This is a genomic window from Methylobacterium terricola (genome assembly GCF_006151805.1).
In the GTDB taxonomy this organism is placed as follows: Bacteria; Pseudomonadota; Alphaproteobacteria; order Rhizobiales; family Beijerinckiaceae; genus Methylobacterium; species Methylobacterium terricola.
Genome location: NZ_VDDA01000010.1, coordinates 53,296 through 78,817 on the forward strand (window position 1 = coordinate 53,296; position 25,522 = coordinate 78,817).

Annotated in this window: 22 protein-coding genes; 11 read left to right on the forward strand and 11 right to left on the reverse strand. The window is 69.7% G+C overall.

What is annotated here, in order from left to right:
- Nucleotides 1-4: 4 nt before the first annotated feature.
- From FF100_RS20540 to FF100_RS20565, 6 genes are all read right to left on the reverse strand, one after another.
- A complete protein-coding gene (locus FF100_RS20540) occupies nt 5-394 on the reverse strand; it encodes an SUF system Fe-S cluster assembly protein (RefSeq protein ID WP_139037605.1) in 390 nt (129 codons plus the stop codon).
- A gap of 6 nt (nt 395-400) precedes the next feature.
- Complete coding sequence (locus tag FF100_RS20545) at nt 401-1,645, reverse strand: cysteine desulfurase (protein ID WP_139037606.1); 1,245 nt, start codon at nt 1,643-1,645, stop codon at nt 401-403.
- A gap of 58 nt (nt 1,646-1,703) precedes the next feature.
- Entirely contained in the window at nt 1,704-3,023 is a 1,320-nt protein-coding gene (gene sufD, locus FF100_RS20550; RefSeq protein ID WP_139037607.1) for a Fe-S cluster assembly protein SufD, read from the reverse strand.
- Nucleotides 3,024-3,025: 2 nt separating this feature from the next.
- A complete protein-coding gene (gene sufC, locus FF100_RS20555; RefSeq protein ID WP_139037608.1) occupies nt 3,026-3,778 on the reverse strand; it encodes a Fe-S cluster assembly ATPase SufC in 753 nt (250 codons plus the stop codon).
- Nucleotides 3,779-3,887: 109 nt separating this feature from the next.
- On the reverse strand, nt 3,888-5,357 hold the full coding sequence (gene sufB, locus FF100_RS20560) for a Fe-S cluster assembly protein SufB (RefSeq protein WP_139037609.1): 1,470 nt from the start codon (nt 5,355-5,357) through the stop codon (nt 3,888-3,890).
- 69 nt (nt 5,358-5,426) lie between these two features.
- Entirely contained in the window at nt 5,427-6,602 is a 1,176-nt protein-coding gene (locus FF100_RS20565; protein ID WP_139037610.1) for a cysteine desulfurase family protein, read from the reverse strand.
- A gap of 253 nt (nt 6,603-6,855) precedes the next feature.
- Here FF100_RS20565 and FF100_RS20570 point away from each other — a divergent pair, with 253 nt between their 5' ends.
- On the forward strand, nt 6,856-7,512 hold the full coding sequence (locus FF100_RS20570) for an alpha/beta hydrolase (RefSeq protein WP_048436017.1): 657 nt from the start codon (nt 6,856-6,858) through the stop codon (nt 7,510-7,512).
- A gap of 247 nt (nt 7,513-7,759) precedes the next feature.
- On the opposite strand, the gene FF100_RS20575 is transcribed toward FF100_RS20570, so the two are convergent.
- A complete protein-coding gene (locus FF100_RS20575; protein ID WP_139037611.1) occupies nt 7,760-8,713 on the reverse strand; it encodes a polyphosphate kinase 2 family protein in 954 nt (317 codons plus the stop codon).
- Between the two features lie 95 nt (nt 8,714-8,808).
- Here FF100_RS20575 and FF100_RS20580 point away from each other — a divergent pair, with 95 nt between their 5' ends.
- Entirely contained in the window at nt 8,809-9,402 is a 594-nt protein-coding gene (locus FF100_RS20580; RefSeq protein ID WP_139037612.1) for a histidine phosphatase family protein, read from the forward strand.
- A gap of 168 nt (nt 9,403-9,570) precedes the next feature.
- Complete coding sequence (locus FF100_RS20585) at nt 9,571-13,653, forward strand: Pls/PosA family non-ribosomal peptide synthetase (RefSeq protein WP_139037613.1); 4,083 nt, start codon at nt 9,571-9,573, stop codon at nt 13,651-13,653.
- A 72-nt stretch (nt 13,654-13,725) separates the two neighbouring features.
- Here FF100_RS20585 and FF100_RS20590 read toward each other — a convergent pair whose 3' ends face one another.
- Nucleotides 13,726-14,814 (reverse strand): helix-turn-helix transcriptional regulator, encoded by a 1,089-nt coding sequence (locus FF100_RS20590; protein WP_139037614.1) that lies wholly within the window; start codon nt 14,812-14,814, stop codon nt 13,726-13,728.
- A 548-nt stretch (nt 14,815-15,362) separates the two neighbouring features.
- On the opposite strand from FF100_RS20590, the gene FF100_RS20595 reads away from it, so the two are divergent.
- Together FF100_RS20595 and FF100_RS20600 are read left to right on the forward strand one after the other, a co-directional pair.
- Nucleotides 15,363-16,601, forward strand: coding sequence for a porin family protein (locus FF100_RS20595; RefSeq protein WP_139037615.1), 1,239 nt, complete (start codon nt 15,363-15,365; stop codon nt 16,599-16,601).
- Nucleotides 16,602-16,612: 11 nt separating this feature from the next.
- The gene (locus tag FF100_RS20600; RefSeq protein WP_139037616.1) at nt 16,613-16,936 is read left to right on the forward strand and encodes a hypothetical protein; all 324 of its coding nucleotides are present in this window, start codon (nt 16,613-16,615) and stop codon (nt 16,934-16,936) included.
- Nucleotides 16,937-16,993: 57 nt separating this feature from the next.
- Here the strand turns inward: FF100_RS20600 and FF100_RS20605 are convergent, their stop codons facing one another.
- Complete coding sequence (locus FF100_RS20605; RefSeq protein WP_139037617.1) at nt 16,994-17,383, reverse strand: DUF3775 domain-containing protein; 390 nt, start codon at nt 17,381-17,383, stop codon at nt 16,994-16,996.
- 134 nt (nt 17,384-17,517) lie between these two features.
- On the opposite strand from FF100_RS20605, the gene FF100_RS20610 reads away from it, so the two are divergent.
- Entirely contained in the window at nt 17,518-18,267 is a 750-nt protein-coding gene (locus FF100_RS20610) for a sulfate transporter family protein (RefSeq protein ID WP_139037618.1), read from the forward strand.
- A 10-nt stretch (nt 18,268-18,277) separates the two neighbouring features.
- Here FF100_RS20610 and FF100_RS20615 read toward each other — a convergent pair whose 3' ends face one another.
- Entirely contained in the window at nt 18,278-19,519 is a 1,242-nt protein-coding gene (locus FF100_RS20615; protein WP_139037619.1) for an NAD(P)/FAD-dependent oxidoreductase, read from the reverse strand.
- A gap of 135 nt (nt 19,520-19,654) precedes the next feature.
- On the reverse strand, nt 19,655-20,050 hold the full coding sequence (locus FF100_RS20620) for a DUF2306 domain-containing protein (protein ID WP_139037620.1): 396 nt from the start codon (nt 20,048-20,050) through the stop codon (nt 19,655-19,657).
- An 80-nt stretch (nt 20,051-20,130) separates the two neighbouring features.
- Between FF100_RS20620 and FF100_RS20625 the strand changes: the two genes are divergently transcribed.
- The 5 genes from FF100_RS20625 (at nt 20,131) to FF100_RS20645 (ending at nt 25,521) form a co-directional block, all read left to right on the forward strand.
- A complete protein-coding gene (locus FF100_RS20625) occupies nt 20,131-20,688 on the forward strand; it encodes a TetR/AcrR family transcriptional regulator (protein WP_171070274.1) in 558 nt (185 codons plus the stop codon).
- A gap of 161 nt (nt 20,689-20,849) precedes the next feature.
- Nucleotides 20,850-22,478, forward strand: coding sequence for an ABC transporter substrate-binding protein (locus tag FF100_RS20630; RefSeq protein WP_139037622.1), 1,629 nt, complete (start codon nt 20,850-20,852; stop codon nt 22,476-22,478).
- Between the two features lie 133 nt (nt 22,479-22,611).
- The gene (locus FF100_RS20635) at nt 22,612-23,565 is read left to right on the forward strand and encodes an ABC transporter permease (RefSeq protein WP_139037623.1); all 954 of its coding nucleotides are present in this window, start codon (nt 22,612-22,614) and stop codon (nt 23,563-23,565) included.
- A gap of 4 nt (nt 23,566-23,569) precedes the next feature.
- Nucleotides 23,570-24,484, forward strand: a complete 915-nt coding sequence (locus tag FF100_RS20640) for an ABC transporter permease (protein WP_139037624.1) — start codon at nt 23,570-23,572, stop codon at nt 24,482-24,484.
- Entirely contained in the window at nt 24,481-25,521 is a 1,041-nt protein-coding gene (locus FF100_RS20645; protein ID WP_171070269.1) for an ABC transporter ATP-binding protein, read from the forward strand. The genes FF100_RS20640 and FF100_RS20645 overlap by 4 nt, the downstream gene beginning before the upstream one ends.
- Nucleotide 25,522 lies beyond the last annotated feature (1 nt).

Consider the following 25,522-nt stretch of genomic DNA (forward strand, 5'->3'; position numbering starts at 1 on the left):
CGCCTCACCACATGTCCAGCGCGATGCGGGCCTCGTCCGACATCCGGCTCTGGTCCCATGGCGGGTCGAACACCATCGTGACGCTGCAGCCGGTGACGCCCGGCACCGCCGAGACGGCATTCTCGACCCAGCCCGGCATCTCGCCCGCGACCGGACAGCCCGGCGCCGTCAGGGTCATGTCGATGGCGACGCTGCGGTCGTCGGCGATGTCGACCCGGTAGATCAGGCCGAGCTCGTAGATGTCGGCCGGGATCTCCGGATCGTAGACGGACTTGAGCGCCGCGACGATGCCGTCGGTCAGCTGGTCCATCTCCTCCGGCGGGATCGTCGAGGCATTCACCTCGGCGTTCATCGGCGGGGAATGCGCGCCGCTCGTGGCGGGGGTATCGGTCATGGGTCCTCACGCGAACATCCGTTCGGCCCGGGTCAGGGCCGAGACGAGGGCATCAATCTCCGCCGTCGTATTATACAGGCCGAACGAGGCGCGACAGGTGGAAGTGGTGCCGAAGCGCTTCAGGAGCGGCATGGCGCAATGGGTGCCGGCCCTCACCGCGACGCCCTGGCGGTCGATCACCGTCGCGACGTCGTGGGCATGGGCGCCCTTCATCTCGAACGAGATCACAGCGCCCTTGGTCTTGGCGGTGCCGATGATCCGCAGGCTGTTCATCCCCCGCAGCCGCTCCTGCGCGTAGGCGAGCAGGTGCGCCTCGTGGGCGGCGATGCGCTCGCGGCCGAGGCTCATCATGAATTCGAGCGCGGCGCCGAGCCCGATCGCCTCGATGATCGCCGGGGTGCCGGCCTCGAAGCGGTGCGGGGGCGCGTTGTAGGTGATGCGCTCCTCCTCGACGATCTCGATCATCTCGCCGCCGCCCTGATAGGGGGGCAGGCGCTCCAGCCACTCCTTCTTGCCGTAGAGCACGCCGATGCCGGTCGGCCCGTAGACCTTGTGGCCGGTGAAGACGAAGAAATCGCAATCGAGAGCCTGGACGTCGATCGCCTGGTGCACCGCGCTCTGCGCCCCGTCGAGCAGCACCGGCACGCCGTGGGCATGGGCGATGCGGACGATCTCGGCCGCCGGCGTCACCGTGCCGAGCACGTTCGACATGTGGCTGATCGCCACCATCTTGGTCTTGGGGGTGAAAAGCTTCTCGAACTCCTCGACCAGGAAGTTGCCCTCGTCGTCGACGGGAGCGAATTTCAGCACGGCGCCGCGGCGCTCGCGCAGGAAGTGCCAGGGCACGATGTTGGAATGGTGCTCCATGATCGACAGGATGATCTCGTCACCCTCGCCGATCAGCCCGGCCCAGCCCATGCAGGTCGCCACGAGATTGTAGGCCTCGGTGGCATTGCGGGTGAAGATGATCTCGTCGGTCGAGCGGGCGTTGAGGAACTGGCGCGTCGTCTCGCGGGCGCCCTCGAAGCCGTCCGTCGCCGCATTCGCCATGAAGTGCAGGCCGCGATGCACGTTGGCATAGGCCGTCTCCATCGCCCCCGACATCGCGTCGATCACCGCCCGCGGTTTCTGCGACGAGGCGGCATTGTCGAGGTAGACCAGCGGCTTGCCGTAGACCTGCTGCGACAGGATCGGGAATTGCGCCCGGATCGCCTCGACGTCGTAGGGGGTCTGGAGGACGGGTGCGTTCATGTCGGGCTCTCGTGCAGGGCGTGAGAGGGGCCGGCCCGTGGGCCGGCCCGATCAAGTCTTAACCGCGGCGGGCGAGCCAGGCCTCGATCTCGGCGATCATCGCCTCGCGGGCGTCCTCGTGGGAGACCGCCTCGATCGCCTCGCCGAGGAACGCCTGGACCAGCAGGCTCTCCGCCTGGGCACGCGGCAGGCCGCGCGCCATCAGGTAGAACAGCAGGTCCTCGTCGAGCGCACCGCAGGTGGCGCCGTGGCCGCAGGCCACGTCGTCGGCGAAGATCTCCAGCTCCGGCTTGTTCATCATCTGCCCCTCGTCGGTGAGGAGGAGGCAGTCCGACTTCATCTTGCCGTCGGTCTTCTGGGCGATCTGCCGGACGATGATCTTGCCCTGGAACACGCCGGTGGCGTCGCCGTCGATCACCGTCTTGAACTGCTCGCGGCTGATCCCGCCGACGGCGGCATGGTCGGCGAGCAGGGTCGAGTCGGCGAGCTGGCCGTCGCGGATCATCGCGGCGCCGTTGACGGTGGCGGTCGCGTCGTCCCCTGCGAAATGCAGGTAGAGCTGGTGGCGCGACAGCACCGCCCCGGTCACCACGTTGACGGTCTCGATGTGCGAGCCGGCGCCGAGGCGGGCCGAGATGGTCGACAGCGCGATGGCCGCGTCGCCCTCGATGTTGAGCCGGCTGTGCAGCACGCGGGCGCGGTCGCCGATCACGACGTCGAGGACGTCGTTGGGCTGGTAGGCGATCCCGTCCGGGCCCTCATGGCTCTCGAGGATCGTCACCTCGGCCTCATCGCCGGCCACGACCAGGACGCGGGTCGCGGTCGAGAACGGGGCGTTCCCGGTGCCGACGAAGCGCAGGTGCAGGGCCCGCTCGACCTTGGCGCCGGGGGCGACTTGGATCACCACCCCGTCCGCCATGAAGGCGGCGTTGAGCTGGTAGATCGGGTTCTCGCGGGTCTGCTCGACGGGGGCGAGGTGGTCGAGGAGCGGGTGGCCCTCGCTCATCGCCTGCGCGAACGGCACCACCTCGAGGCCCTCGGGCAGGCCGGCGAGGTCGGACAACGCCGCGACCAGGTGGCCGTTGACGAAGGTCAGGCGCGCGGCCTCGATCCCGGCGAAGCCCCGAGCCGCCTTGACGGCGTTGCGGGCGGTCTCGGCGTCGGGCGCCTCGGCCGGCGGGGCGGCCTCGCGCACGGCGGCGCGCAGGTCGGTGTACTTGAACGCCTCGACGCGGCGATGCGGCAGGCCCGCCGCCTCGAAGTAGCGGAAGGCCTCCTCGCGGGCGATGGCCGCCCCCGGGAGCTTGAGCCGCTGGACCTCGAACAGCTTCGACAGCCCGGTCTCGGCGGCGGTGCGAAGAGTCGTGACGTCGGCCATGGTCACGCCGCCTCGTTCGACCGGTACTCGGCGTAGCCCGACGCCTCGAGCTCGAGGGCGAGTTCCTTGCCGCCGGACTTCACCACCCGGCCCTGCGCCATCACGTGCACGGTGTCGGGCACGATGTGGTTGAGCAGGCGCTGGTAGTGGGTGATGACCAGGAAGCTGCGGTTCTGGGCGCGGAGCGCATTCACGCCCTCCGAGACGATGCGCAGAGCATCGATGTCGAGGCCCGAATCGGTTTCGTCGAGGACGCAGAAGCGCGGCGAGAGCAGCGCCATCTGCAGGATCTCCATGCGCTTCTTCTCGCCGCCGGAGAACCCGACGTTGAGGGCGCGCTTGAGCATGTCCTTGTTGATCTCGAGCTTGTCGGCCGCGGCATAGACCTGGCGCATGAAGTCGGGCGTGGTCAGCTCGTCCTCGCCGCGGGTCTTGCGCTGGGCGTTCATCGCCGCCTTGAGGAAGGTCATCGTGCCGACGCCCGGGATCTCCAGCGGGTACTGGAAGGCCAGGAAGATGCCGGCGGCGGCGCGGGCATCCGCCTCCATCTCCAGGACGTTCTCGCCGTCGAGCAGGATCTCGCCGTCGAGGACCTCGTAGTCCTCCTTGCCGGCGATGACGTAGGACAGGGTCGACTTGCCGGAGCCGTTCGGGCCCATGATGGCGGCGACCTCGCCGTCGTTGACGGTCAGGCTGAGGCCGTTGAGGATGCGCTTGTCCTCGATGTTGACGACCAGGTTCTTGATTTCCAGCATGGTAAGGTAGTCCTGACGGGAGCGCGGCCCGACCGTGCGGCGCCGCATCCGTTGCAAATGATATCGAGATCGGTTGCTCCCGGCACTCCGCCGGGAGCGAGAGGAGGAATCAGCCCACCGAGCCTTCCAGGCTGATCGAGATCAGCTTCTGGGCCTCGACGGCGAACTCCATCGGCAGCTGCTGCAGCACGTCGCGGACGAAGCCGTTGACGATCAGCGCGGTCGCCTCCTCCTCGGAGAGGCCGCGCTGCAGGCAGTAGAACTTCTGGTCCTCGGAGATCTTCGAGGTGGTGGCCTCGTGCTCGAACACCGCCGAGGCGTTCTTCGACTCGATGTACGGCACGGTGTGCGCGCCGCACTGGTCGCCGATCAGCAGCGAGTCGCAATTGGTGAAGTTGCGCGCGCCCTTCGCCTTCTTGTGCGCCGAGACGAGGCCCCGATAGGTGTTCTGCGACCGGCCGGCCGAGATGCCCTTCGAGATGATCCGGCTCGTCGTGTTCTTGCCGAGATGGATCATCTTGGTGCCGGAATCGACCTGCTGCATGCCGTTCGACACCGCGATCGAGTAGAACTCGCCGCGGGAATTGTCGCCGCGCAGGATGCAGGACGGGTACTTCCAGGTGATCGCCGAGCCGGTCTCGACCTGCGTCCACGAGATCTTCGAGTTCGCGCCGCGGCAATCGCCGCGCTTGGTCACGAAGTTGTAGATGCCGCCGCGGCCCTCGGAATCGCCCGGGTACCAGTTCTGGACGGTCGAGTACTTGATCTCGGCGTCGTCGAGGGCGACGAGTTCGACCACCGCGGCATGAAGCTGGTTGTCGTCGCGCCGCGGGGCGGTGCAGCCCTCGAGATACGAGACGTACGAGCCCTTGTCGGCGATGATCAGCGTGCGCTCGAACTGGCCGGTGTCACGCTCGTTGATGCGGAAATAGGTCGACAGCTCCATCGGGCAGCGCACGCCCGGCGGGATGTAGACGAACGAGCCGTCCGAGAACACGGCCGAGTTCAGCGTCGCGAAGTAGTTGTCGGTGACCGGGACGACCGAGCCGAGATACTTCTTGACCAGCTCGGGATGCTCGCGCACGGCCTCCGAGATCGGCATGAAGATGACGCCGGCCTTAGCCAGCTCGGCCTTGAAGGTGGTGGCGACCGAGACCGAATCGAACACCGCATCCACGGCGACGCGGCGCTCGGGGGCGATGCCCTCCAGCACCTCGACCTCGCGCAGCGGGATGCCGAGCTTCTCGTAGGTCTTGAGGATCTCGGGATCGATCTCGTCGAGCGACTGCGCCGCCTTGCGCTTCGGCGCAGCGTAATAGTACAGCTCGTCGTAGTTGATCTTGTCGTACTCGACCCGCGCCCAGTTCGGCTCCTTCATGGTGAGCCAGCGGCGATAGGCGTCGAGGCGCCATTCGAGCATCCACTCCGGCTCGTCCTTCTTGGCCGAGATGAAGCGGATCACGTCCTCGGAGAGGCCCTTCTCGGACTTCTCCATCTCGATCGTGGTCTCGAAACCGTACTTGTACTGATCGACATCGATGGCGCGGACGCGATCGACCGTCTCCTGCACTGCAGGCATACCCGTCTCCTACCGCTTACGGCTTCAAGGGCCGCGAGGTGATGACACGGCCGGTGGCGGGGGGCGCGATCACGCGGCCCGCTCCCGGCGCTTATATAGGGATGAAACCAGCCGATCGAAGGCCGCCAGGAACCTTTCCCCGTCGTCTTGCCGGCTGTTCCACCCCAAACTCACGCGCAGCGCCCCCGCGGACAGGGCCGGATCGACCCCCATCGCCGCGAGCACGCCGGAGCGCGAAACCTTTCCCGAGGCGCAGGCCGCCCCGGACGAGACCGCGACGCCGTCGAGGTCGAGGGCGATCAGGGCCGTCTCGGCCTTGAGCCCCGGCATCGCCAGGCACAGCGTGTTGGGCAGGCGCTCCGCCCCCGTCCCGAACACCACCGCGTCCGGTGCCCGAGCCCGGACGCCGGCCTCGATCGCGTCGCGAAGCCGCGCGAGGCGATCCGCCTCCGCGGCCAGGGCCGCCCGCGCGCTCTGCGCCGCAACCCCGAACCCGACGATGCCCGGCACGTTCTCGGTGCCGCCGCGCAGGCGCGATTCCTGCCCGCCGCCGCGAACCAGGCCGGGTTCAAGGGTCGCGCCGTCGCCGAGCACGACGGCGCCGATCCCCTTCGGAGCGCCGAGCTTGTGGCCCGAGAGGGTCAGCGCGTCGACGCCACTTATATTGTGCGCGACCAAAACCCGTCCAGCCGCCTGGACCGCGTCGCTGTGGAGCAGGGCGCCATGCTGGCATGTCAGCGCCGCAACCCTCCCCAGGGGCTGGATCACCCCGGTCTCGTTGTTGGCTGCCTGAACCGACACGAGGGCGGTGACGCCCTCCGCGGCCAGCGCGAGGAGGCGCGCCTCCAGCGCGTCGAGGCGCAACACGCCGTCCGCATCGACCGGCAGGATCTCCGTCGCCGCGGACGCGAAGCCGTGGCCCTGGAGACAGCACGGATGCTCGGTCGCGCCGATCAGCAGCCGGGTCGGCGCCGGCAGGCCGCGTCGGCGAAGAGCGCCCGACAGCACGGCGTTCGCCGCCTCGGTGCCGCCGCTGGTGAACACCACCCGGGCGGGCGCTGCCCCCATGAGGGCCGCGACCTGCCCCCGCGCCGCCTCGATGGCGGAGCGGGCGGCTCGCCCCTCGCGATGGATCGAGGACGGGTTGCCGGGCAACTCCGTCAGCGCGCGCGCGACCGCCTCCGCCACCTCCGGCCGCACCGGCGAGGTCGCGTTGTGGTCGAGATAGGCGCGCTGGCGCTCCATGCGCTGAATTCCTTTGCCTTTCCCCCCGGGGGCCGTGCTAAGGCCCGCCCCGGATACGCGTAATCAGAGGGTGCGTGCCCGCCAACGCGGAGAGCAGGATCCCGGCACCCGTTGTTTAGAACAGTTCTAGTCATCTAGAACTGTTCTAAGGGTGCTTTTATGGGAGACGGGACCCGAGTCAAGCGACGGGCCCGGGCTCCCTGCCCGCTCCGGTGTCGCGCCCACGCACCCTGGAAGCCGAAAGAGGTCGTTCATGCCCGAGGTCATCTTCGCCGGTCCCGCCGGTCGGCTGGAGGGTCGCTACCAGGCGCCGAAGCAGAAGGGTGCCCCGATCGCCATCGTGCTGCACCCGCACCCGCAATTCGGCGGCACGATGAACAACCAGATCGTCTACAACCTGTTCTACACGTTCGCGAATCGCGGTTTCGCGGCGCTGCGCTTCAACTTCCGCGGCGTCGGCCGCAGCCAGGGCTCGTTCGACCACGGCGTCGGCGAATTGTCGGATGCCGCCGCCGCCCTCGACTGGGTGCAGGCGGTCAACCCCGAGGCGCGGGCGTGCTGGATCGCCGGCGTGTCGTTCGGCTCCTGGATCGGCATGCAGCTGCTGATGCGGCGCCCCGAGATCGAGGGCTTCATCTCGATCGCCGCGATGGCCAACCGCTACGATTTCAGCTTCCTCGCCCCCTGCCCGTCCTCGGGCCTGTTCGTGCACGGCTCCGAGGACCGGGTCGCGCCGGCCCGCGAGGTGATGCCGGTGATCGAGAAGGTGAAGACCCAGAAGGGCGTCATCATCGAGCACCAGATCGTCGAGGGCGCCAACCACTTCTTCGACGGCAAGGTCGACGAGCTGACCCAGACGGTGGACACCTACCTCGACAAGCGCCTGGGCAAGCGCGACGAGGCGGCGTGAGACCGCCGCGCCGTCGAACGGATCCGTTCGACGGCGCACGGCGAGCCCGAACGGGCACCGGCGCTGATGCGCCGGACGCCTTGGCCTCGACATGCCGATGCCAAGGCGCAAGGGTATGAGACGTTGGATTCGTCGGTCGGATGACGGATCGTCCAACCGCCGCGTCATCCCGGGGCCGCGAATGCGGAGCCCGGGGTGACGGGTGGATGTTATCGAGGTTGCGAGATCCGGTCCCCTCGACGGTCCATCACTCCGGCACCGTGATCCCGCTCAAATCCGCCTTCGGCTCCGGAAATTGCGGATCCATCGCCTCCAGCGTGCCGGCGATCAGCCGGGCCACGGCGAGGTTGCGGAACCACTTCCGGTTCGCCGGCACCACGTGCCAGGGGGCGAGCCGCGTGCCGCACAGCGTCAGGGCATCCTGGAACGCCGCCTGGTACGAATCCCAGGCCTGCCGCTCCACGAGGTCGGCCGGGTCGAACTTCCAGTTCTTGGTCGGGTCGGCGAGCCGGCTCTCCAGCCGCTCCTTCTGCTCGTCCTTCGAGATGTGCAGGAAGATCTTGAGCACCGTAGTGCCCGAGAGGGTGAGCAGGCGCTCGAAGTCGTTGATCAGGTCGTAGCGCGGGCGCCAGACCGATTCCGGCACCAGCCGCTTCACCCGGACGATCAGCACGTCCTCGTAATGGCTGCGGTTGAACACCCCGATCATGCCGCGGGCCGGCGCCTGGCGGTGGTAGCGCCAGAGGAAATCGTGGTCGAGCTCCTCGGCGCTCGGCGTCTTGAAGGACGAGACCTGGCAGCCCTGCGGGTTCACCCCCTCGAAGACGTGCCGGATGGTGCCGTCCTTGCCGCCAGTGTCGATCGCCTGGAGCACCACCAGCAGGCTGCGCTTGCGCTCGGCGTAGAGCCGCTCCTGCAGCGCCTGGATGCGGGCGCGCACCTCCGCCAGTTCCTCCTCGGCCGCCGCCTTGCCGTCGGAGGAGCCCGGCGCGTCCGGGTCGATCTCGGCGAGCCGGCACGGCGTCTCGGGCCGGCACTGGACCACGCCCGGCGGCGGTGCCGGGACGGTCGCGCCGTGCTCGGCGAGGAAGCCCGGGCTTGCCTGCGCCAGCGATCCGGCATCGCTCGCCCAGGCGGCGGAGGACGGCCGCGGGCGGCCGGGCAGCGAAACCGGCTTGTCTTTCGGGTGCTTCTTCGACATCGGGAGGCTGAGGGCTCCGGCGGGGATGACGGCGTGCGACGGATCGTGACGAGAACAACGGCGGGCAAGCGGGGCCGTTCCGAGAGGACGGGCCGGTGATCCGGGCGCCGATCTACTTCGTGCGCCACGGCGAGACCGACTGGAACGCCGAGGGCCGCCTGCAAGGCCAGCGCGACACGCCCCTCAACGCCAAGGGCCACGGCCAGGCCGCGGAGGCTGGCGAGCGGCTGCGCGGCCTCATCGGCACCGGTCTCGGCGACCTGCCCTATCTGGCGAGCCCGATGGAGCGCACCCGGCACACGATGGAGGGGTTGCGCCGCGCGCTCGGCCTCGATCCCGCCGGCTACACGACCGATCCGCGCCTGCGCGAGATCGGCTTCGGCGCCTGGGAGGGGCTGACCTGGAAGGACGTGCGCCGCAGCGATCCCGCCCGGTCCCAGGCGCGCGACCGCGACCGCTGGGGCTTCTGCCCGCCGGGCGAGGGCGCGGAGAGCTACGCCATGGTGGCCGAGCGGGTGCGCCCGCTCCTTGAATCCCTCGACCGGCCGACGGTCATCGTCGCCCATGGCGGCGTCGCCCGCGCCGTCATGGTGACGCTGGGAGCGGCGGGCACCGAGGACGCGCCCCATCTGGAGATCCTGCAGGGCCGGATCCTGCTGCTCGAGGGCGGCACGCGGCGCTGGGTCTGACGCCGCGTTTTGTCCCACGACGTGCCTTGAACCGGCCCCGGTTCTCGTCCACCTCCCGCCTGCCCGCCCGTGACGAGGCCCGCCCGCGGGCCGCAATCCGCGCGTGATGCCGGTCCCGGACCGGCGCCCTCGAGCTCAACGGCCCGCCCGGGCCAGCGGAGTCGCTTGATGAACCACACCGCCGGGACCGTCCGCCCGTCCAGCCACGGGATGAGCCAGACGGCTGTCCCGCCCGCGGGAGCGGCGGTGCTGCGCGGCCCGGTGCGGCCGGACCTGCTGCGCGACGAGGTCCTGGCCGAGATCTTCCGCGAGACGGCGAGGCGCCGGCCCGACCACGCCGCGCTCATCGACGCGGCGAGCGGCAGCGAGTCAGCGTCACGCACCCGCCTGTCCTATGCCGAGGTCGACCGCCGCTCCGATGCGATCGCCGCGGGCCTCGCCGCAAGCGGCGTCGCCCCCGGCGACGTGGTCGGCCTGTGGATGGCGCGCTCGCCCGACCTGCTGGTGGCGCAGATCGGCATCACCAAGGCCGGCGCCGCGTGGTTGCCCTTCGACGCCGAGGCGCCCGCCGACCGGGTCGCCGTGTGCCTGAAGGATGCCGGCGCCAAGGCGCTCGTCGTCTCGGGCGCCCTCAAGGACAAGGCGCCGACCGGGACCTGCCCGGCCCTGACCCCCGGCGAGGTGGCCGCGCGAGCCGACGGCCCTGCGCCGGACCTGCGCGCCGCCGGCCTGACGCCGGAGCATCCGGCCTACCTGATCTACACCTCGGGCTCGACCGGCGTGCCGAAGGGCATCGTCATCAGCCACCGCAACATCTGCCACTTCCTGCGCTCGGCCAACGACCTCTACGGCGTCACCGGCGACGACGTGGTGTTCCAGGGCGCCTCGGTCGCCTTCGATCTCTCGATGGAGGAGATCTGGGTTCCGTATCTGGCCGGCGCGACCCTGTTCGTCGCGAGCCCGGCCCAGATGGGTGACGCCGAGGCCCTGCCCGACATCCTGAACGAGGCCGGCATCACCGTCCTCGACACGGTGCCGACCCTGCTCGGGCTGATGACCAAGGACGTGCCGCGCCTGCGGCTGATCCTGCTCGGCGGCGAGGCCCTGCCCGAGCCGCTGATCGCCCGCTGGGCGACGCCGAGCCGCAAGCTGTTCAACACCTACGGGCCGACCGAGGCGACGGTGGTGGCAACCGCCGCCGAGATGCGGCCGGGCGACCCCGTCACCATCGGCGGGCCGATCGCCAATTACACCGCCTACATCGCCGACGAGGCGCTGATTCTCGTCGGGCCGGGCGTGCAGGGCGAATTGCTGATCGGCGGTCCCGGCGTCGCCCAGGGCTACCTCGCCCGGCCGGAGCTGACCGCGGAGAAATTCGTCGCCAATCCCTATGGCGGCGACGGGTCCGACCCGGTGCTCTACCGCTCCGGCGACGCGGTGTCGCTCGACCGTGCCGGGCGGATCGTGTTCCACGGCCGCATCGACGACCAGGTCAAGGTCCGAGGCTTCCGGGTCGAGCTCGGCGAGATCGAGGCGCGGATCCGGGCGCAAGCCGGCATCGCTTCCGCCGCAGTGGTCCTGCGCCAGGATGACGGCGTCGACCGGCTCGTCGCCTTCGTGGTCCCCGAGCGGGGTTCGGCGTTCGACCGCGGTCGCCTGCGCGCGGCTTTGGCCGAGACGATGCCGCCCTACATGATCCCGGCGCATTTCGAGGTGGTCGAGATCCTCCCCGTCCTCGCCGCGTCCGGCAAGGTCGACCGCAAGGCCCTGCGCGCCGCGCCCCTCGCGGTGGTCGAGACCTCCGGCGAGCAGGAGGAGCCCCGCGACGAGACCGAGGAGGCGCTGCTGGCAGCGGCCCACAAGGTGTTCGGCAACCAGCCGATCCCGTTCGAGGCCGATTTCTTCGCCGATCTCGGCGGCCACTCGCTGCTCGCCGCCCGCTTCGTCTCGGCGGTGCGCGAGGTGCCGGCGCTGGCCGCCATCACGCTCCAGGACGTCTATAACGGCCGGACCTTGAGGGCGATGGCCGAGACCCTGATCGCCCGCACCGGCGGCGCCGGCGCGGCCGCCGCCACCCACGACCTGTCCTTCGCGCCGCCGCCGCTCCTGCGGCGCTTCCTGTGCGGCCTCGCGCAGGGCGTGGTGCTGCCCTTCGTGATCGCGCTCGCGACCGCGCAGTGGCTCGGCATCTTCGTCACCTACCTGCTGATCACCGGCGGCGAGCTCGGCTTCTTCGCCGAGATGGCGGTGCTGCTGCTGGTCTATATCGGGCTCAACGCCGCGACGGCGTTGATCGCCATCGCCATGAAGTGGCTGGTGCTCGGGCGGACCAGGCCCGGCCGTTACCCGCTCTGGGGCACCTACTATTTCCGCTGGTGGCTGACCCAGCGCCTGACCCCGCTCGTCCACGTCAAGTGGCTGCAGGGCTCGCCGATGATCCGCATCTACCTGCGGCTGCTCGGCGCCAAGGTCGGCGAGGACGCGCTGATCTCCGACATCGAGATCGGCGCACCGGACCTCGTCAGCATCGGCCGGGGCGCCTCCCTCGGCGGCCGGCTGACGCTCGCCAATGCCGAGGTGGTCGGCAATGAGCTGGTGATCGGCCGGGTCTCGATCGGCGACGACGTCGCCATCGGCACCTCCTGCGTCATCGGCTACGATACGCGGATCGAGGACCATGCGGAGCTGGCCGACCTGACCACCGTGCCCTCCGGCACGCTCGTCGGCCGGGCCGAGGCCTGGGACGGCTCCCCCGGCCGCAAGGTCGGCATGGTCGATATCTCGCACCTGCCCCCGGTGCCGGACGCTTCGCCCCAGCGCCGGGCGGTGTTCTTCGTGATCTATGCCGTCCTGCTGGCGGCGATCCCGGCGGTCGGCCTGCTGCCGATCTTCCCCGCCTTCTACATCTTCGACCAGATCAGCGATTCGCTCGCGACGATGACCGACGTGGATTACCACGTCTACCTGCCGCTCCTGACCTGGCCGACCGCGATGCTGATGACCGCCGGCACGGTCGGGCTGATCGCGGGCATCCGCTGGCTGGTGCTGCCACGCCTGCGCGAAGGCAGCTACTCGATCCACAGCGGGACCTACCTGCGCAAATGGGCGGTGGCGCTCGCCGCCGAGGTGACGCTGGAGACCCTCTCGTCGCTCTTCGCCACCGTCTACATGCGGGCCTGGTACCGGCTGATGGGCGCCGGCATGGGCCAGGGCGCCGAGATCTCGACCAACCTCGCCGGCCGCTACGACCTGGCGGAGGTCGGCCCGCGCAACTTCATCGCCGACGAGGTGGTCTACGGCGAGGAGGAGGTGCGCCGCGGCGTGATGGAGCTGGCACCGGTGCGCACCGGCGCCCGCGTCTTCGTCGGCAACGACGCGGTGGTGCCGCCGGGCGCCGTCATCCCGGACGACGTGCTGATCGGCATCAAGTCGAAGCCCCCGGCCAACGACCGCATGGCGCCGGGCGAGACCTGGTTCGGCTCGCCGCCGATCAAGCTGCCGGTCCGCCAGAAGGTCGATCTCGGCCAGGCCCAGACCTTCGAGCCCGGGATCTGGCCGCGGGTCCGGCGCGGCATCTTCGAGGCGTTCACCTCCTCGTTCTCGCCGATGCTGTTCATCACCTTCGCCATCCTGGCGATCGATTTCGTATTCTACCCGGCGATCCTGGCCGGCGACTGGGGCGGCCTGGCGATCAGCTTCGTTGCCGCCAGCGTGGTGATCGCGGTGCTGCAGACCCTGGTGGTGATCGCCGTCAAGTGGCTGCTGATGGGCCGCTACGAGCCCGGCATGCACCCGATGTGGTCGTGGTGGGCGATGCGCACCGAGGCGGTCGCGGTGATGTACTGGGGACTGGCCGGCAAGGTTCTGCTCGAGCACCTGATGGGCACGCCGTTCCTCCCCTGGGTGCTGCGGCTGTTCGGCACCCGCACCGGCGAGGGCGTGTGCATGCTCGCGACCGACATCACCGAGTTCGACTGCGTCACCATCGGCGACTTCGCCTCGATCAACCGCATGTCGGCGCTCCAGACCCACCTCTACGAGGACCGGGTGATGAAGGTCGGCCGGGTCGAGGTCGGTCGCGGCGTCAGCGTCGGCGCCTTCGCGACGGTGCTCTACGACACCAAGGTCGGCGATTACGCCCAGCTGCGCCCGCTCACCATCGTGATGAAGGGCGAGACGATCCCGGCCAATTCCCGCTGGGAGGGCGCGCCGGCGGTGCCGGTGGTGCATCAGGCGATGGCGGCGGAATAGACGCGGGCCGCGCCCGGCCGCGTCGCTGCTGGGCGCGGCCCGCCTTCTGCCGGCACGGGACCAGCGGATCTTCTACTTGTAGCTGACCTGCGGGATCGCCCCGAGCAATCGCAGAAGATCCCGCAGGTTGTCCGTGCCCGTCTTGCGCAGGATCGTGCTGAAATGCGTCCGCGCCGTGCTGAGCGCGACGCCGCGCTCCGCCGCCGCGGCCTCGAACGTCAATCCGCGTGCCAGCTGGACGCAGAGATGCGCCTGGGCCGGCGTCAGGTCGAACAGCTCGCGCAGCAATTCGAGGGACGGTCCGGCGACCGCATCGGCCCGGCGCAACGTCACGAGGGCCCGGCCCTGGTGCTGCTCGGGCCGCGTTCCGGGCAGCGGCGTGACCAGGGCGAGGACGAGGCTGTCGGTCCCGAGCGCGAGGCTCCCGGCCTCGCCCCGGATCGCCGCCGCGGCGATCAGGCGGCGTAGCGCGCTGGTCTTCTCGGCGGTCGCGGCCGAGAGGCTGCCCTGGCTGCCGCTCAGCCGGATCGCGCGCTCGGCCTCGAGGGCGCGCGCCGCGTCGTTGGCGAACAGCACCTCGGCCTCCGGCGTGCAGACCAGGGCCGCGAAAGCCAGCCGCTCGAAGGCGGTCGCGAGGGCGCCCTGCGCGCTTCGCTCGATCCCGAGCCGGTGCCTGAGCTTCAGCGCGCCCTTGATGTGGACGACGAGGTCGGTGAAGCGGGCCTTGTCGAGGTCGTCGAGCAGCCGCCCCGGGCTCGCCCGGTTGGTCGAGATCATCACGGTCGTGTTCGTCGCGATGTCGAAGGTCACGCCCATCGGCCGCAGCATCTCGAAATGGCGCGCGAAGTCGGTGTAGAACTCCCCCTTCAGCAGCCTGTCCTCGCTGTAGATCTCGTTGCCGATGGTGACGCGGTCGCGCATCTTGGCGACGGACGACCACGGATCGATCTGGCAGTAATAGGCGAGATACGGCGCGACCGAGGCCGCGATCGAGTCGCTGACGGTCAGCTCGCGGATCTCGGAGCCGCAACGGAGCCAGATGCCGGCATTGTCGACGTCGACGACCCGGCGGACGATGTCGACCAGCCGCACAAGCCCGTCATCGACCGTGGCCGCCTCGTAGATCTCCGCGATCAGCGCCGGCGTAATCTCGTCACACAAATCCCCCTCCTCCGCGTGCCAGTCCCGCCGGGCCGAACATCGAGGTCACGGCTGGTCGTGCTGCTGCGTGAGGGCAGTCGAGAATGGGAAAACACGCATCGGTCGTCTCCGAGGACCAAAGGTTGTGTGCCCCGCAGCTCACGTGCGGGTTTCAAGCCTGCGTAAATGTTGCAAATTGTATCTTCCATCCTCACTTGTGAGGAAGCGGAAACGTCATCGCAATGCGATCTTTCTGCTCATCGGCGGCACGTACTCCCCACTTGTACTTAGGTCTCGTGATCGCGCATTGCTGCGTTCAGTCGCGCTGGCATCAATAAAGTATGTATCAAATTTTATAAGTAATTTTCTGGCACTTTCATGAAAATATCCCCATCAAATTTACATAATATTGTATATATCAATACTTTTATGGATCGATTGTAACTAGTTTTACGGCCATTAACGAAAAATTAACCATGATAAACTACGTGAAACTTGGCCAAGCAGGGCGCACAGGACCGAATGATCGCGCCGGAACGGCGCCGGCGCCGAGAGGGATGGGGGACTGGATGAAACTGTTACGATGGGCGGCCGCCTGTGGCCTTCTCTGCAGCACAGCGGAAGCGGCCGACCTCGCGGTCGCCCCGGTCGCCCCGGCGGCGTTCGAGCCGGTCTGGACGACGACGTTCAACACCGAGTTCCGCTATTTCAGCTTCAGCGGTACCAGGGGCCAGCCGGTCGGCATCGCGCCGCTGGGCGTCCGCGGCAGCGGCTCGCAATTCTACCTGCCCTTCGGCCTGTCCTTCTCGGGCCAGCCAGTGCCGGATCTCAAGATCGACCTCGTGGCCCGTGGCGGCTATGCCGATACCCGGCAATCGACGCCGGGTCTGTCGGGCGCCCTGAGCACCACCCTCGACACCCAGCTCTCCGCCACCGCGACCTATCTCGGCCTCGACGGCGTGCAGCCCTTCGCCTCGCTCAACCTCAACCTGCCGACCGGCACCTCGTATCTCGCCGGCTCGCGCTTCCTGACACGGTTCGACTCGGACCTCGTCGACGTCCCGACCTTCGGCGAGGGATTCAACATCGGCCCGAGCCTCGGCGTGAACGTGCCGATCGGCCAGACCCTGCTGTTCAACCTGACCTTCGGCTACACCGCCCGCGGCGCCTATTTCCGCGAGGGACCACCGGATCCGCTGACCGGGATCGACGCCTTCATCCACACCCGCTCCGGCGATACGACCTCGGTCACCGCGTCCCTGTTCTACGAGGACGGCCCGTGGACCGGCAACGTCGCCCTGCTCTACTCCCAGGACGGCACGACCTTCATCGAGCGGGTGCCGGTGATCCGCTCCGGCTCGCGCCTCGGCGTCTCGGGCCAGCTCGGCTATGCCTGGAGCGAGGCCTGGCGCACGACGCTGAGCGCGTCGTTCAACCATACCGAACGCAACTTCGTCCCCGGCGCCTTCCTGCCTGGCCTGGTTGCGGAACCGCGCAACTCGAACAGCAACCTCTACCGCGTCGGGCTCGATACCCTCTACACGACTGGCGCCTTCGCCCTCGGGCCGACGCTGAGCTACCTGTATCGCGACGCGAATTCCTACGACCCCACCACCCTGCAATTCCTGCCGGCCCGCGAGCGCTACGGAGCGGGCGGCCTGCTGCAATACACGCTCAGCGAGCGGGTCTCGCTCAACCTCCGCGGCGAGCGCCTGTGGATTCATGAAGCCGCCAATACCGGCACCGGCCAGGGACGCTTGAGCTATACCGGCTGGTCGATCGGCGGCGGCGCGACGATCCGGTTCTGAGGAGGCACCCCATGGACCAGACCATCATGACCCGTCTCGTCACGCGTCCGATCATCGCCCTGGTGCTCGCCGGAGCAGGTCTCTGCGCCCTTACGGGGGCAACGGCGGCACAGCCGCGCCCGGCCGCCTGCCCGGAGGGCCGGCTCGCCGACGGTGGGTGCGTGAATCCGCGCCTGGCCTTCCTCGCCCGGCAGCAGGCGGTCTGCTACAGCCAGTTCAAGCTGTCCTACATCGCCTGCCCGGGCACGCTGCCCGCCGTCGACACGCGCTACAAGTTCCCCTGGAACGTCCTGACCGAGCGCCAGACCGAGCTGAACTTCATCCTCGAGCGGTAACGGGCGCGGATCGTCCACGGACCGCACGGGCGCGACGCCCGCGCGGTGCGCGACGCGTCACACGTCGCAGCTCAACCCCATCGCCGCGAGGCCCTCGTCGAGCAGGTCGCCGACATTCGGGATGCCGAGCAGGTAATCGGCGGTGCGGGTGCCGGCGGCTTCGCGTTCGCGGGCGAGGCGGACCGCATCGGGAAACTCCTCCGGCTCCATGTCGCCTCGGCCGACGAACAGGATCGCCACCAGCTCGGCGCGCTCGTCGTCGTTGAGGCCGGCGATCACCTCGCGCAGTTCCTCCTCGGTGGCATCGTCGGTGCCGTCGACCAGGACGTCGCGGGCCCCGTCGTCGATCGGGTTCGAGCCGGAATCGGGATCGCTCAGGCCCTCCTTCACGTCGAGGGCACGGACCCGCAGGATGAACTCACAGACCTTGTCAACGGCGATGTCCATCGGTCGAACCTCCTCGTGATGTGCACGCGACGTTTGGTGCAGCCTCAACCCGCGAACCGGAACCGGGTTCGCCTCTGGACGGCGGCGGCGTTTGCCCTCACCTGACGCTTCGTGCATCCACGCCCGAGGTCCCGATGCTGATCAATGCCGCCTTCGCGGCCCTGCGGCAGGTCTTCTCCCCGCCGCTGCGCCAGATCCTGTGGAAGTCGCTCGGCCTCACGGTCGGGCTCCTGGTGCTGGTGTGGTTCGGCCTCACCAAGGCGATCGCGGCGCTGATCGCCGCCCACCCGATCTCGACCGACTACGCGATGGTCAACGCGGTGGCGTCGTTCCTCGCCGGGGCCGGCCTGTTCGTCGGGCTCGCCTACATCCTGCCGCCGGTCTCGATCCTGGTGGCGGGCTACTTCCTCGACGACGCCGCGGCGATCGTCGAGCGCACCGACTTCCCCGACGAGGTGCCGGGCCAGGCGATGCCGTTCGGTCAGGCGATGCTGTACACGGCCCGCTTCGCCGCGCTGGCGCTCGCCGTGAACCTGGCGGCCCTGGCGCTGCTGCTCGTGCCGGGCATCAACGTCGCGGCGTTCTTCCTCGCCAACACCTACCTGCTCGGCCGCGAGTATTTCGAGCTTGCTGCCGCCCGGTTCCGGCCGCTGTCCGAGGCCGGCGCCATGCGGCGCCACCACACCACGACCGTGATGCTGGCCGGTGCGCTGCTCGCCGGGCTGATGCTGGTGCCGATCGTCAACCTGATCACGCCGCTCTTCGGCATCGCCCTGATGGTCCACGTCCATAAGGGCCTGAGCCGCGACCGGCTGCTGCGGGCGCCGACCTCCCGCCCGCCGGTGACGATGAACCGCGACCGGCTCGACGTGCCCAGGCGCTGAGCGCGCCGGCTCACGCCGGGGCCGGGCGGGCCTGGATCACCGGGGCGGCCGCGGCGAGGATCGCGGCGCGGTCGCGGCCGGGGGGCGGGTAGATCCGGCTGCCGTTGATCGTCTGCTTGACGGACTTCGCCGCCGCCCCGACCGAGACGAGGTGCTCGCGCTCCCAGCCCGCCGTGTAGGCGGCGCCCCAGGCGCCGAGATCGAGGACCGTGACGTAGTCCGGCGCCGCGAAGGCCAGGCTGTCCTCCCGGCGCCCGGCGAGGTCGCAGACCGCGTTGTGGCCGGCGATTCGGCCCATCGGCCGGGCGTGCTGGCACGACATCGCGGTGACGTGGCCGGCGGCGTCGGCTCGCGCCACCGCGACGTCGCCGGCGGCGAACACGTCCGGCACGCCCTCGACCCGCAGCAGCGCGTCGACCGGCACCCGCCCGAGCGAATCGAGCGGCACCCCGAGCGTCCCGGCGAGCGGGCTCGCCCGCAGGCCGGTGGCGAGCACGACCGTCAGGGCCGGCAGCCGCGCGCCGTCGGACAGGGTGACCCCGGCCGCGTCGATCGCCGCGACGCCGGCACCGCCGCGATACGTCACGCCGGCCGCCGCCAGGGCTTGGCGGATCGCCGGGCCCGCCGCCCCCACCGCCGCCCCGGCCTGCGCGGCGGGATCGACGATCGTGGTGCCGACCGGGCCGGCATCGCCTGCCTGGTCGCGGGCCCGCGCGAGACGGGCCGGCAGCTCGCAGGCGATCTCGAGGCCGACGAGACCGCCGCCGATGACGACCGCCTCCCAGCGCCCGGCCTGACGGGCGCCGGCCGCCGCGCGGGCGAGCCGCTCGAAATGGGCGGCGAGGCGTTGCGCGCCCGCCAGGGTGTCGACGTCCTGGGCCGAATCGGCACCGGGCACGTCCGGGCGCCGCAGCGCGCTGCCGGCGGCCAGGATCAGGCGATCGTAGCCGAGCGCGACGGGCGTGGCGCCCGCCGGATCGGGCTGCAGCACCACCCGGTGCCCAACCGAGTCGACCGCCGCAACCGTCGCGTCGACGTGCTCCACCCCGATCGGGCCGAGCACGTCGTCGTAGGGAACGCGCAGGGGCGCGAGGTCGGTCTCGTAGCAGCGCACCCGCACGATGTGGGACCGGCCGGGCGCCACCAGGATGATGCTGTCGTCGCGCCCGATCGCGTCCCGGGTCCGCGCCGCCGACGCGGCCGCCCACAGGCCGGCGAACCCGCCCCCCACCACGACGATGCGCCCTGCCATCGCGGATCCCTCCCCGCCGGACCAGCCGGGCGTGATGGTAGCAGCCGAGCGGTGCCGGCCTCATCATCGCCGAAAGGCGGTGGGCCGGTTGCGCCGTCGGAGGCGGGGGATGATGGAGGTTTTCGAGGCCGTCCCTCACCCGAACACGACCTGCCCCATGATCCGCCCCGGCAGCAGCGTGAACAGCCCGGTGATCACCAAGGCCCCGAGAAAGAGCCCGATCATCGTCCAGCGATGGGCCAAGATCCGGCCCTGCCGCGCGTAGACCACCGCCCGCACCAGGGTGAAGAGCGTCCCCAGCGACAGCAGGTGGATCCAGCTGAACGGCCCGACCTGGCGCAGTTCCGAGATGCCGAAGGAGCTGAGCGCCACGACCGCCATCAGCCCGACCCAGAGCCTGCCCATCAGGCGATGCCGCCCCCCGCCCCGCGGCAGGGCAAACTGCAAGGCTCCGAGCACGAGAGCGCCGATCGCCGCGGCGGCGTGGATCTGGATCACCGGGGAAGCCTGGAGGAGTGGCTGCAGCGTCATGCCCGACATCTCTCCGCGGACCGCACGCCGCTTGCGTGATCGCCCGGCGCGCCTATGTTGACAGGCGCAACATAGGAGGAATGTGGACATTGTCAACATCGGGGGACGGCGCGTATCACCACGGCGACCTGCGCCGCAGCCTGATCGCGGCCGCGCAGGCGCTGCTGCGCACCGGCGGGATCGAGGCCGTCACGCTGCGGGAGGCGGCCCGTCAGGCCGGGGTGTCGCACAACGCGCCCTACCGGCACTTCCCGAGCCGGGAGGCGCTGCTGGCGGCGGTTGCCGCGGAGGGGTTCCGGATTCTGCACCGCGCCCAGGCCGATGCGGCGGAGGGCGCGGCGCCGGCCGATCGCCTCAAGGCGTTCGGGCGGGCCTATCTGCGCTTCGCCGCGGAGGATCGGGCCAGCTTCCGGCTGATGTTCGGCGGCGCGCTCGATCCGGCCGATCACCCCGAGCTGGCCGCCGTCGCGAAGAGGACCTACGGCGCCCTGGAGAGCGTGGCCGGGGACGATGCCACCCCGGGCACCGGCTTCGTCGGCCGCGACGCCCTGCGGGCCTGGGCGCTGGTCCACGGCCTCGCCCATCTCGTCGCAGACCGGCAGATCGACGCCGCGGAGGCGGAGGCCTGCCTATCCTAGCGCCATGCCCCCTACCGATTTTTTGTATACGAATAAGGCAGACTAAAATTTAGGCATTTCGGCGTTGAGGGTCGGTTTCCTGGACGCGTCCCGGTCGGGAATGCGGTTGGCAGGGCTCTTGCAGCCCCGTCCCCGTCAATCACCGATGAGGATCATCCACGATGCCGCGGCTCACCCGCCTGCCCCTGCGCCGGTCCGCGCTCGGGCGAACCCTGTCCGGGCTCGCCCTCGCCCTCGCGCTCACGGGGACAGCGAGCGCGCAAGGCGTGCTGCGCATCGGCATGACCGCCTCCGACATCCCGTTGACCACCGGCCAGGCTGACAACGGCGGCGAGGGCATGCGCTTCGCCGGCTACACGGTCTACGACGCGCTGATCAACTGGGACCTCAGCCGCGCCGACAAGGCCTCCGACCTCACGCCCGGCCTCGCCACCTCCTGGACGATCGATCCTGCCGACAAGACCCGCTGGACCTTCAAGCTCCGGCCCGGCGTCACCTTCCACGACGGCTCGGCCTTCGACGCCAACGCGGTGGTGTGGAACCTCGACAAGCTCTTGAAGTCGGACAGCCCGCAATTCGACCCGCGCCAGTCGGCGCAAGGCCGCACCCGCATCCCGGCCGTCGCCTCGTACAAGGCGGTCGACCCGATGACGGTCGAGATCGTCACCAAGAACCCCGACGCCACCTTCCCCTACCAGATCGCCTGGATCCTGATGTCGTCTCCCGCCAACTGGGAAAAGCAGGGCAAGAGCTGGGACGCCGTCGCCAAGGCGCCGTCCGGCACCGGGGCGTGGAAGGTGACCGGCTTCGTGCCCCGCGAGCGCCTGGAGCTCGCGTCCAACAAGGAGTACTGGGACAAGGCGCGGGTGCCGAAGCTCGACAAGATGGTCCTGGTGCCCTTGCCCGAGGCTAATGCCCGGGTGGCGGCGCTCCGCTCCGGCCAGGTCGACTGGATCGAGGCGCCGGCGCCGGACGCGGTGCCCTCGCTCAAGGCCGCCGGCTTTGCGCTGGTCACCAACCTCTATCCGCATAACTGGACCTGGCACCTGTCGCGGGCCGAAGGCTCGCCGTGGAACGACGTCCGGGTGCGCAAGGCCGCCAACCTCGCCATCGACCGCGAGGGGCTGAAGGAGTTCCTCGGCGGCCTCGCCACCCCGGCGGAGGGCTTCCTCACCCCCGGTCATCCGTGGTTCGGCAAGCCGAGCTTCAAGCTCGCCTACGATCCGGAGGCCGCGAAGAAGCTGCTGAAGGAGGCCGGCTACGGCCCGAACAAGCCGCTCGTCACCAAGGTGCTGATCTCGGCCTCGGGCTCCGGCCAGATGCAGCCGCTGCCGATGAACGAGTTCCTGCAGCAGAACCTCGCCGAGGTCGGCATCAAGGTCGACTACGAGGTCGTGGAGTGGAACACGCTCATCAACATCTGGCGCGCCGGCTCGAAGTCGGACAGCGCCCGCGGCGGCACCGCGATGAACTACTCCTACCTGATCCAGGACCCGTTCACCGCCTTCATCCGTCACGCCCAGTGCAACCTGGCGCCGCCGAACGGCACCAACTGGGGCTATCTCTGCGACCCGGAGATGGACAAGCTGTTCGACCAGGTCCGCACGACCTTCGAGCCGAAGGACCAGGTCGCGGTACTCCAGAAGATCCACGAGAAGTTCGTCGATGACGCGCTGTTCCTGATGGTCACGCACGACGTCAACCCGCGCGCGATGAGCAAGAAGGTCCAGGGCTTCGTTCAGGCCCAGAGCTGGTTCCAGGATTTCTCGCCGATCACCATGGCCAAGTGATCACCATGGCCAAGTGATCACGATCGCGAAGTGATCACGATCGCGAAGTGAGCGCCTGACCGATCCCCCGCCCGGCCCCGGCCGGGCGGGTCACGACACCGACAACCGGCGCAGCCCCGGGATCCTCTCGCCCATGATCCTCTTCATCCTCAAGCGCATCGGCTACGCCGCCCCGGTCGCCCTGGGCGTCAGCCTGGTGTGCTTCCTCCTCGTCCACCTCGCCCCCGGCGATCCCCTGAGCGCGATCCTGCCGGTGGACGCCACCGCCGAGATGCAGGCGCAGATGCGCGCGGCCTACGGCTTCGACAAGCCGCTGCCGGTGCAATACGGCCTGTGGCTCTGGAAGATCCTGCACGGCGACCTCGGCACCTCGATCGCCACCGGCCGCCCGGTCCTGTCCGAGGTCGGCCGCGCCGTCGGCAACAGCCTGATCCTGGCCTCCGTCGCGACGCTGATCGGCTTCACCTTCGGCACCTTCTTCGGCTTCGTCGCCGGCTATGCCCGCGATTCCTGGCTCGACCGGGTGGCCTCGGCCATCGCGGTGTTCGGGGTCAGCGTGCCGCATTACTGGCTCGGCATCGTGCTGGTGATCATCTTCTCGGCCACCCTCGGCTGGCTGCCGCCGACGGGAGCGGGACCGCAAGGGTCGGGCAACTGGGTCCCGGATTTCGAGCACCTGCGCTACATCCTGCTGCCGGCCGTCACCATGTCGGTGATCCCCATGGGGGTGATCTCCCGCACGGTCCGGGCGCTGGTCGGCGACATCCTGCACCAGGACTTCGTCCAGGCGCTTCGGGCCAAGGGCCTGTCGGAGTTCGGCGTCTTCCGCCACGTGGTGAAGAACGCGGCGCCCACCGCCATCGCCATCATGGGGCTTCAGCTCGGCTACCTGCTCGGCGGGTCGATCCTGATCGAGACGGTGTTCGCCTGGCCGGGCACCGGCTTCCTCCTCAACGCCGCGATCTTCCAGCGCGACCTGCCGCTGCTCCAGGGCACGATCCTGGTGCTGGCGATGTTCTTCGTCACCCTCAACCTCCTGGTCGACGTGGTGCAGACCGCGCTGGACCCCCGCATCGAGAGGGCCTGACCGCATGACCATCCAGACCTCCCTCGCCACCGGCGATCCCGTCGCGGCGGTCGCCGCCCCCGAGATCCCGGTCCAGGCCTCCCGCGGCTATTGGGGCAGCGTCCTGCGCCGTCTCGTCCGCGATCCGGTCGCGATGGCGGCGGCCTGCGTGATCCTCGCCATCGTGCTCGCGGCGATCTTCGCGCCGCTGATCGCCCCGATGGACCCGTTCAAGGGCTCGATGGTCCGGCGCCTGCGCCACGTCGGCGACGCGACCTACTGGCTCGGCTCGGACGAGCTCGGCCGCGACATGCTGACCCGCCTCCTCTATGCCGGCCGCCTGTCGCTGTTCATGGGCGTGCTGCCGGTCGTCATCGCGTTCTTCGTCGGCTCGAGCCTCGGGGTCCTGGCGGGCTATGCCGGCGGCTGGATCAACACGGTGATCATGCGGGTGGTCGACGTGTTCTTCGCCTTCCCGTCGGTGCTGCTCGCCATCGCGCTGTCGGGGGCGCTGGGGGCCGGCATCCTGAATTCCATCGTGTCGCTGACGGTCGTGTTCGTGCCGCAGATCACCCGCGTGGCGGAAAGCGTCACGGTCCAGATCCGCAACCGCGACTACGTCGAGGCGGCCCGGGTCTCGGGCGCCAACCCGTTCACGGTGGTGCGGGTGCAGGTGCTCGGCAACGTGCTGGGGCCGGTCTTCGTCTACGCCACCAGCCTGATCTCGGTCTCGATGATCCTCGCCTCGGGCCTGTCCTTCCTCGGCCTCGGCGTGAAGCCGCCGGAGCCGGAATGGGGCCTGATGCTCAACACCCTGCGCACCGCGATCTACGTCAACCCGGTCGTCGCGGCGCTGCCCGGCGTGATGATCTTCATCACCTCGATCTCGTTCAATCTTCTGTCGGACGGCCTGCGCTCGGCCATGGAGGTGCGCCAGTGACCGATCTCGATCCGCGCGACCGCGGCGGTCCCGCGCAGCCGCTCCTCACCGTCGACGGGCTGGTGAAGCATTTCGCCGGTAAGGGCGGCCTGTTCGGCAAGGGCCCGGCGGTGAGGGCCGTCGACGGCGTCGACTTCACGGTGATGAAGGGAGAGACCCTCGGCGTCGTCGGCGAATCCGGCTGCGGCAAGTCGACGACGGCGCGGCTGCTGATGCAGATCGCCCAACAGGACAAGGGCGACATCGTCTTCGACGGCGAGCTGCTCGGCTCCCGCGCCCTCGACCTGAAGGCCTATCGCCGCCAGGTCCAGATGGTGTTTCAGGATTCCTACGCCTCGCTCAATCCGCGGCTGACGGTCGAGGAATCGGTGGCCTTCGGGCCGAAGGCGCATGGCCTGTCCTCCGCGGCGGCGCTCGCCCGCGCCCACGACCTCCTGCGCCGCGTCGGCCTCGAGCCGCGGCGCTTCGGCGGGCGTTATCCGCACGAGGTCTCCGGCGGCCAGCGCCAGCGGGTCAACATCGCCCGGGCGCTCGCCCTCGAGCCGCGGCTCCTGATCCTCGACGAAGCGGTCTCCGCCCTCGACAAGTCGGTGGAGGCGCAGGTGCTGAACCTGCTCACCGATCTCAAGCAGGAATTCGGCCTGACCTACATCTTCATCTCGCACGACCTCAACGTCGTGCGCTTCATGTCCGACCGGGTGATGGTGATGTATCTCGGCCGGATCGCCGAGATCGGCCCGGCCGACGCGATCCTCGGGTCGCCGCGCCACCCCTACACCGCGGCGTTGCTGGCCTCCCAGCCCTCGACCGACCCGAATGCCCGGCTGGAGGAGGCGCCGCTCACCGGCGACCCGCCGAACCCGATCAACCCGCCCCCGGGCTGCCGCTTCCACACCCGCTGCCACTTCGCCGCCGAGGTCTGCCAGACGCGCGAGCCCGGCCTCGACCCGGTGGCGCCGGCCCATTTCGCCGCCTGCCACAGGGCGGTGGCGGGCTCCGGCCATCCGGACGCTCCCCCGGTCCCTTTGGCGGCGTGAG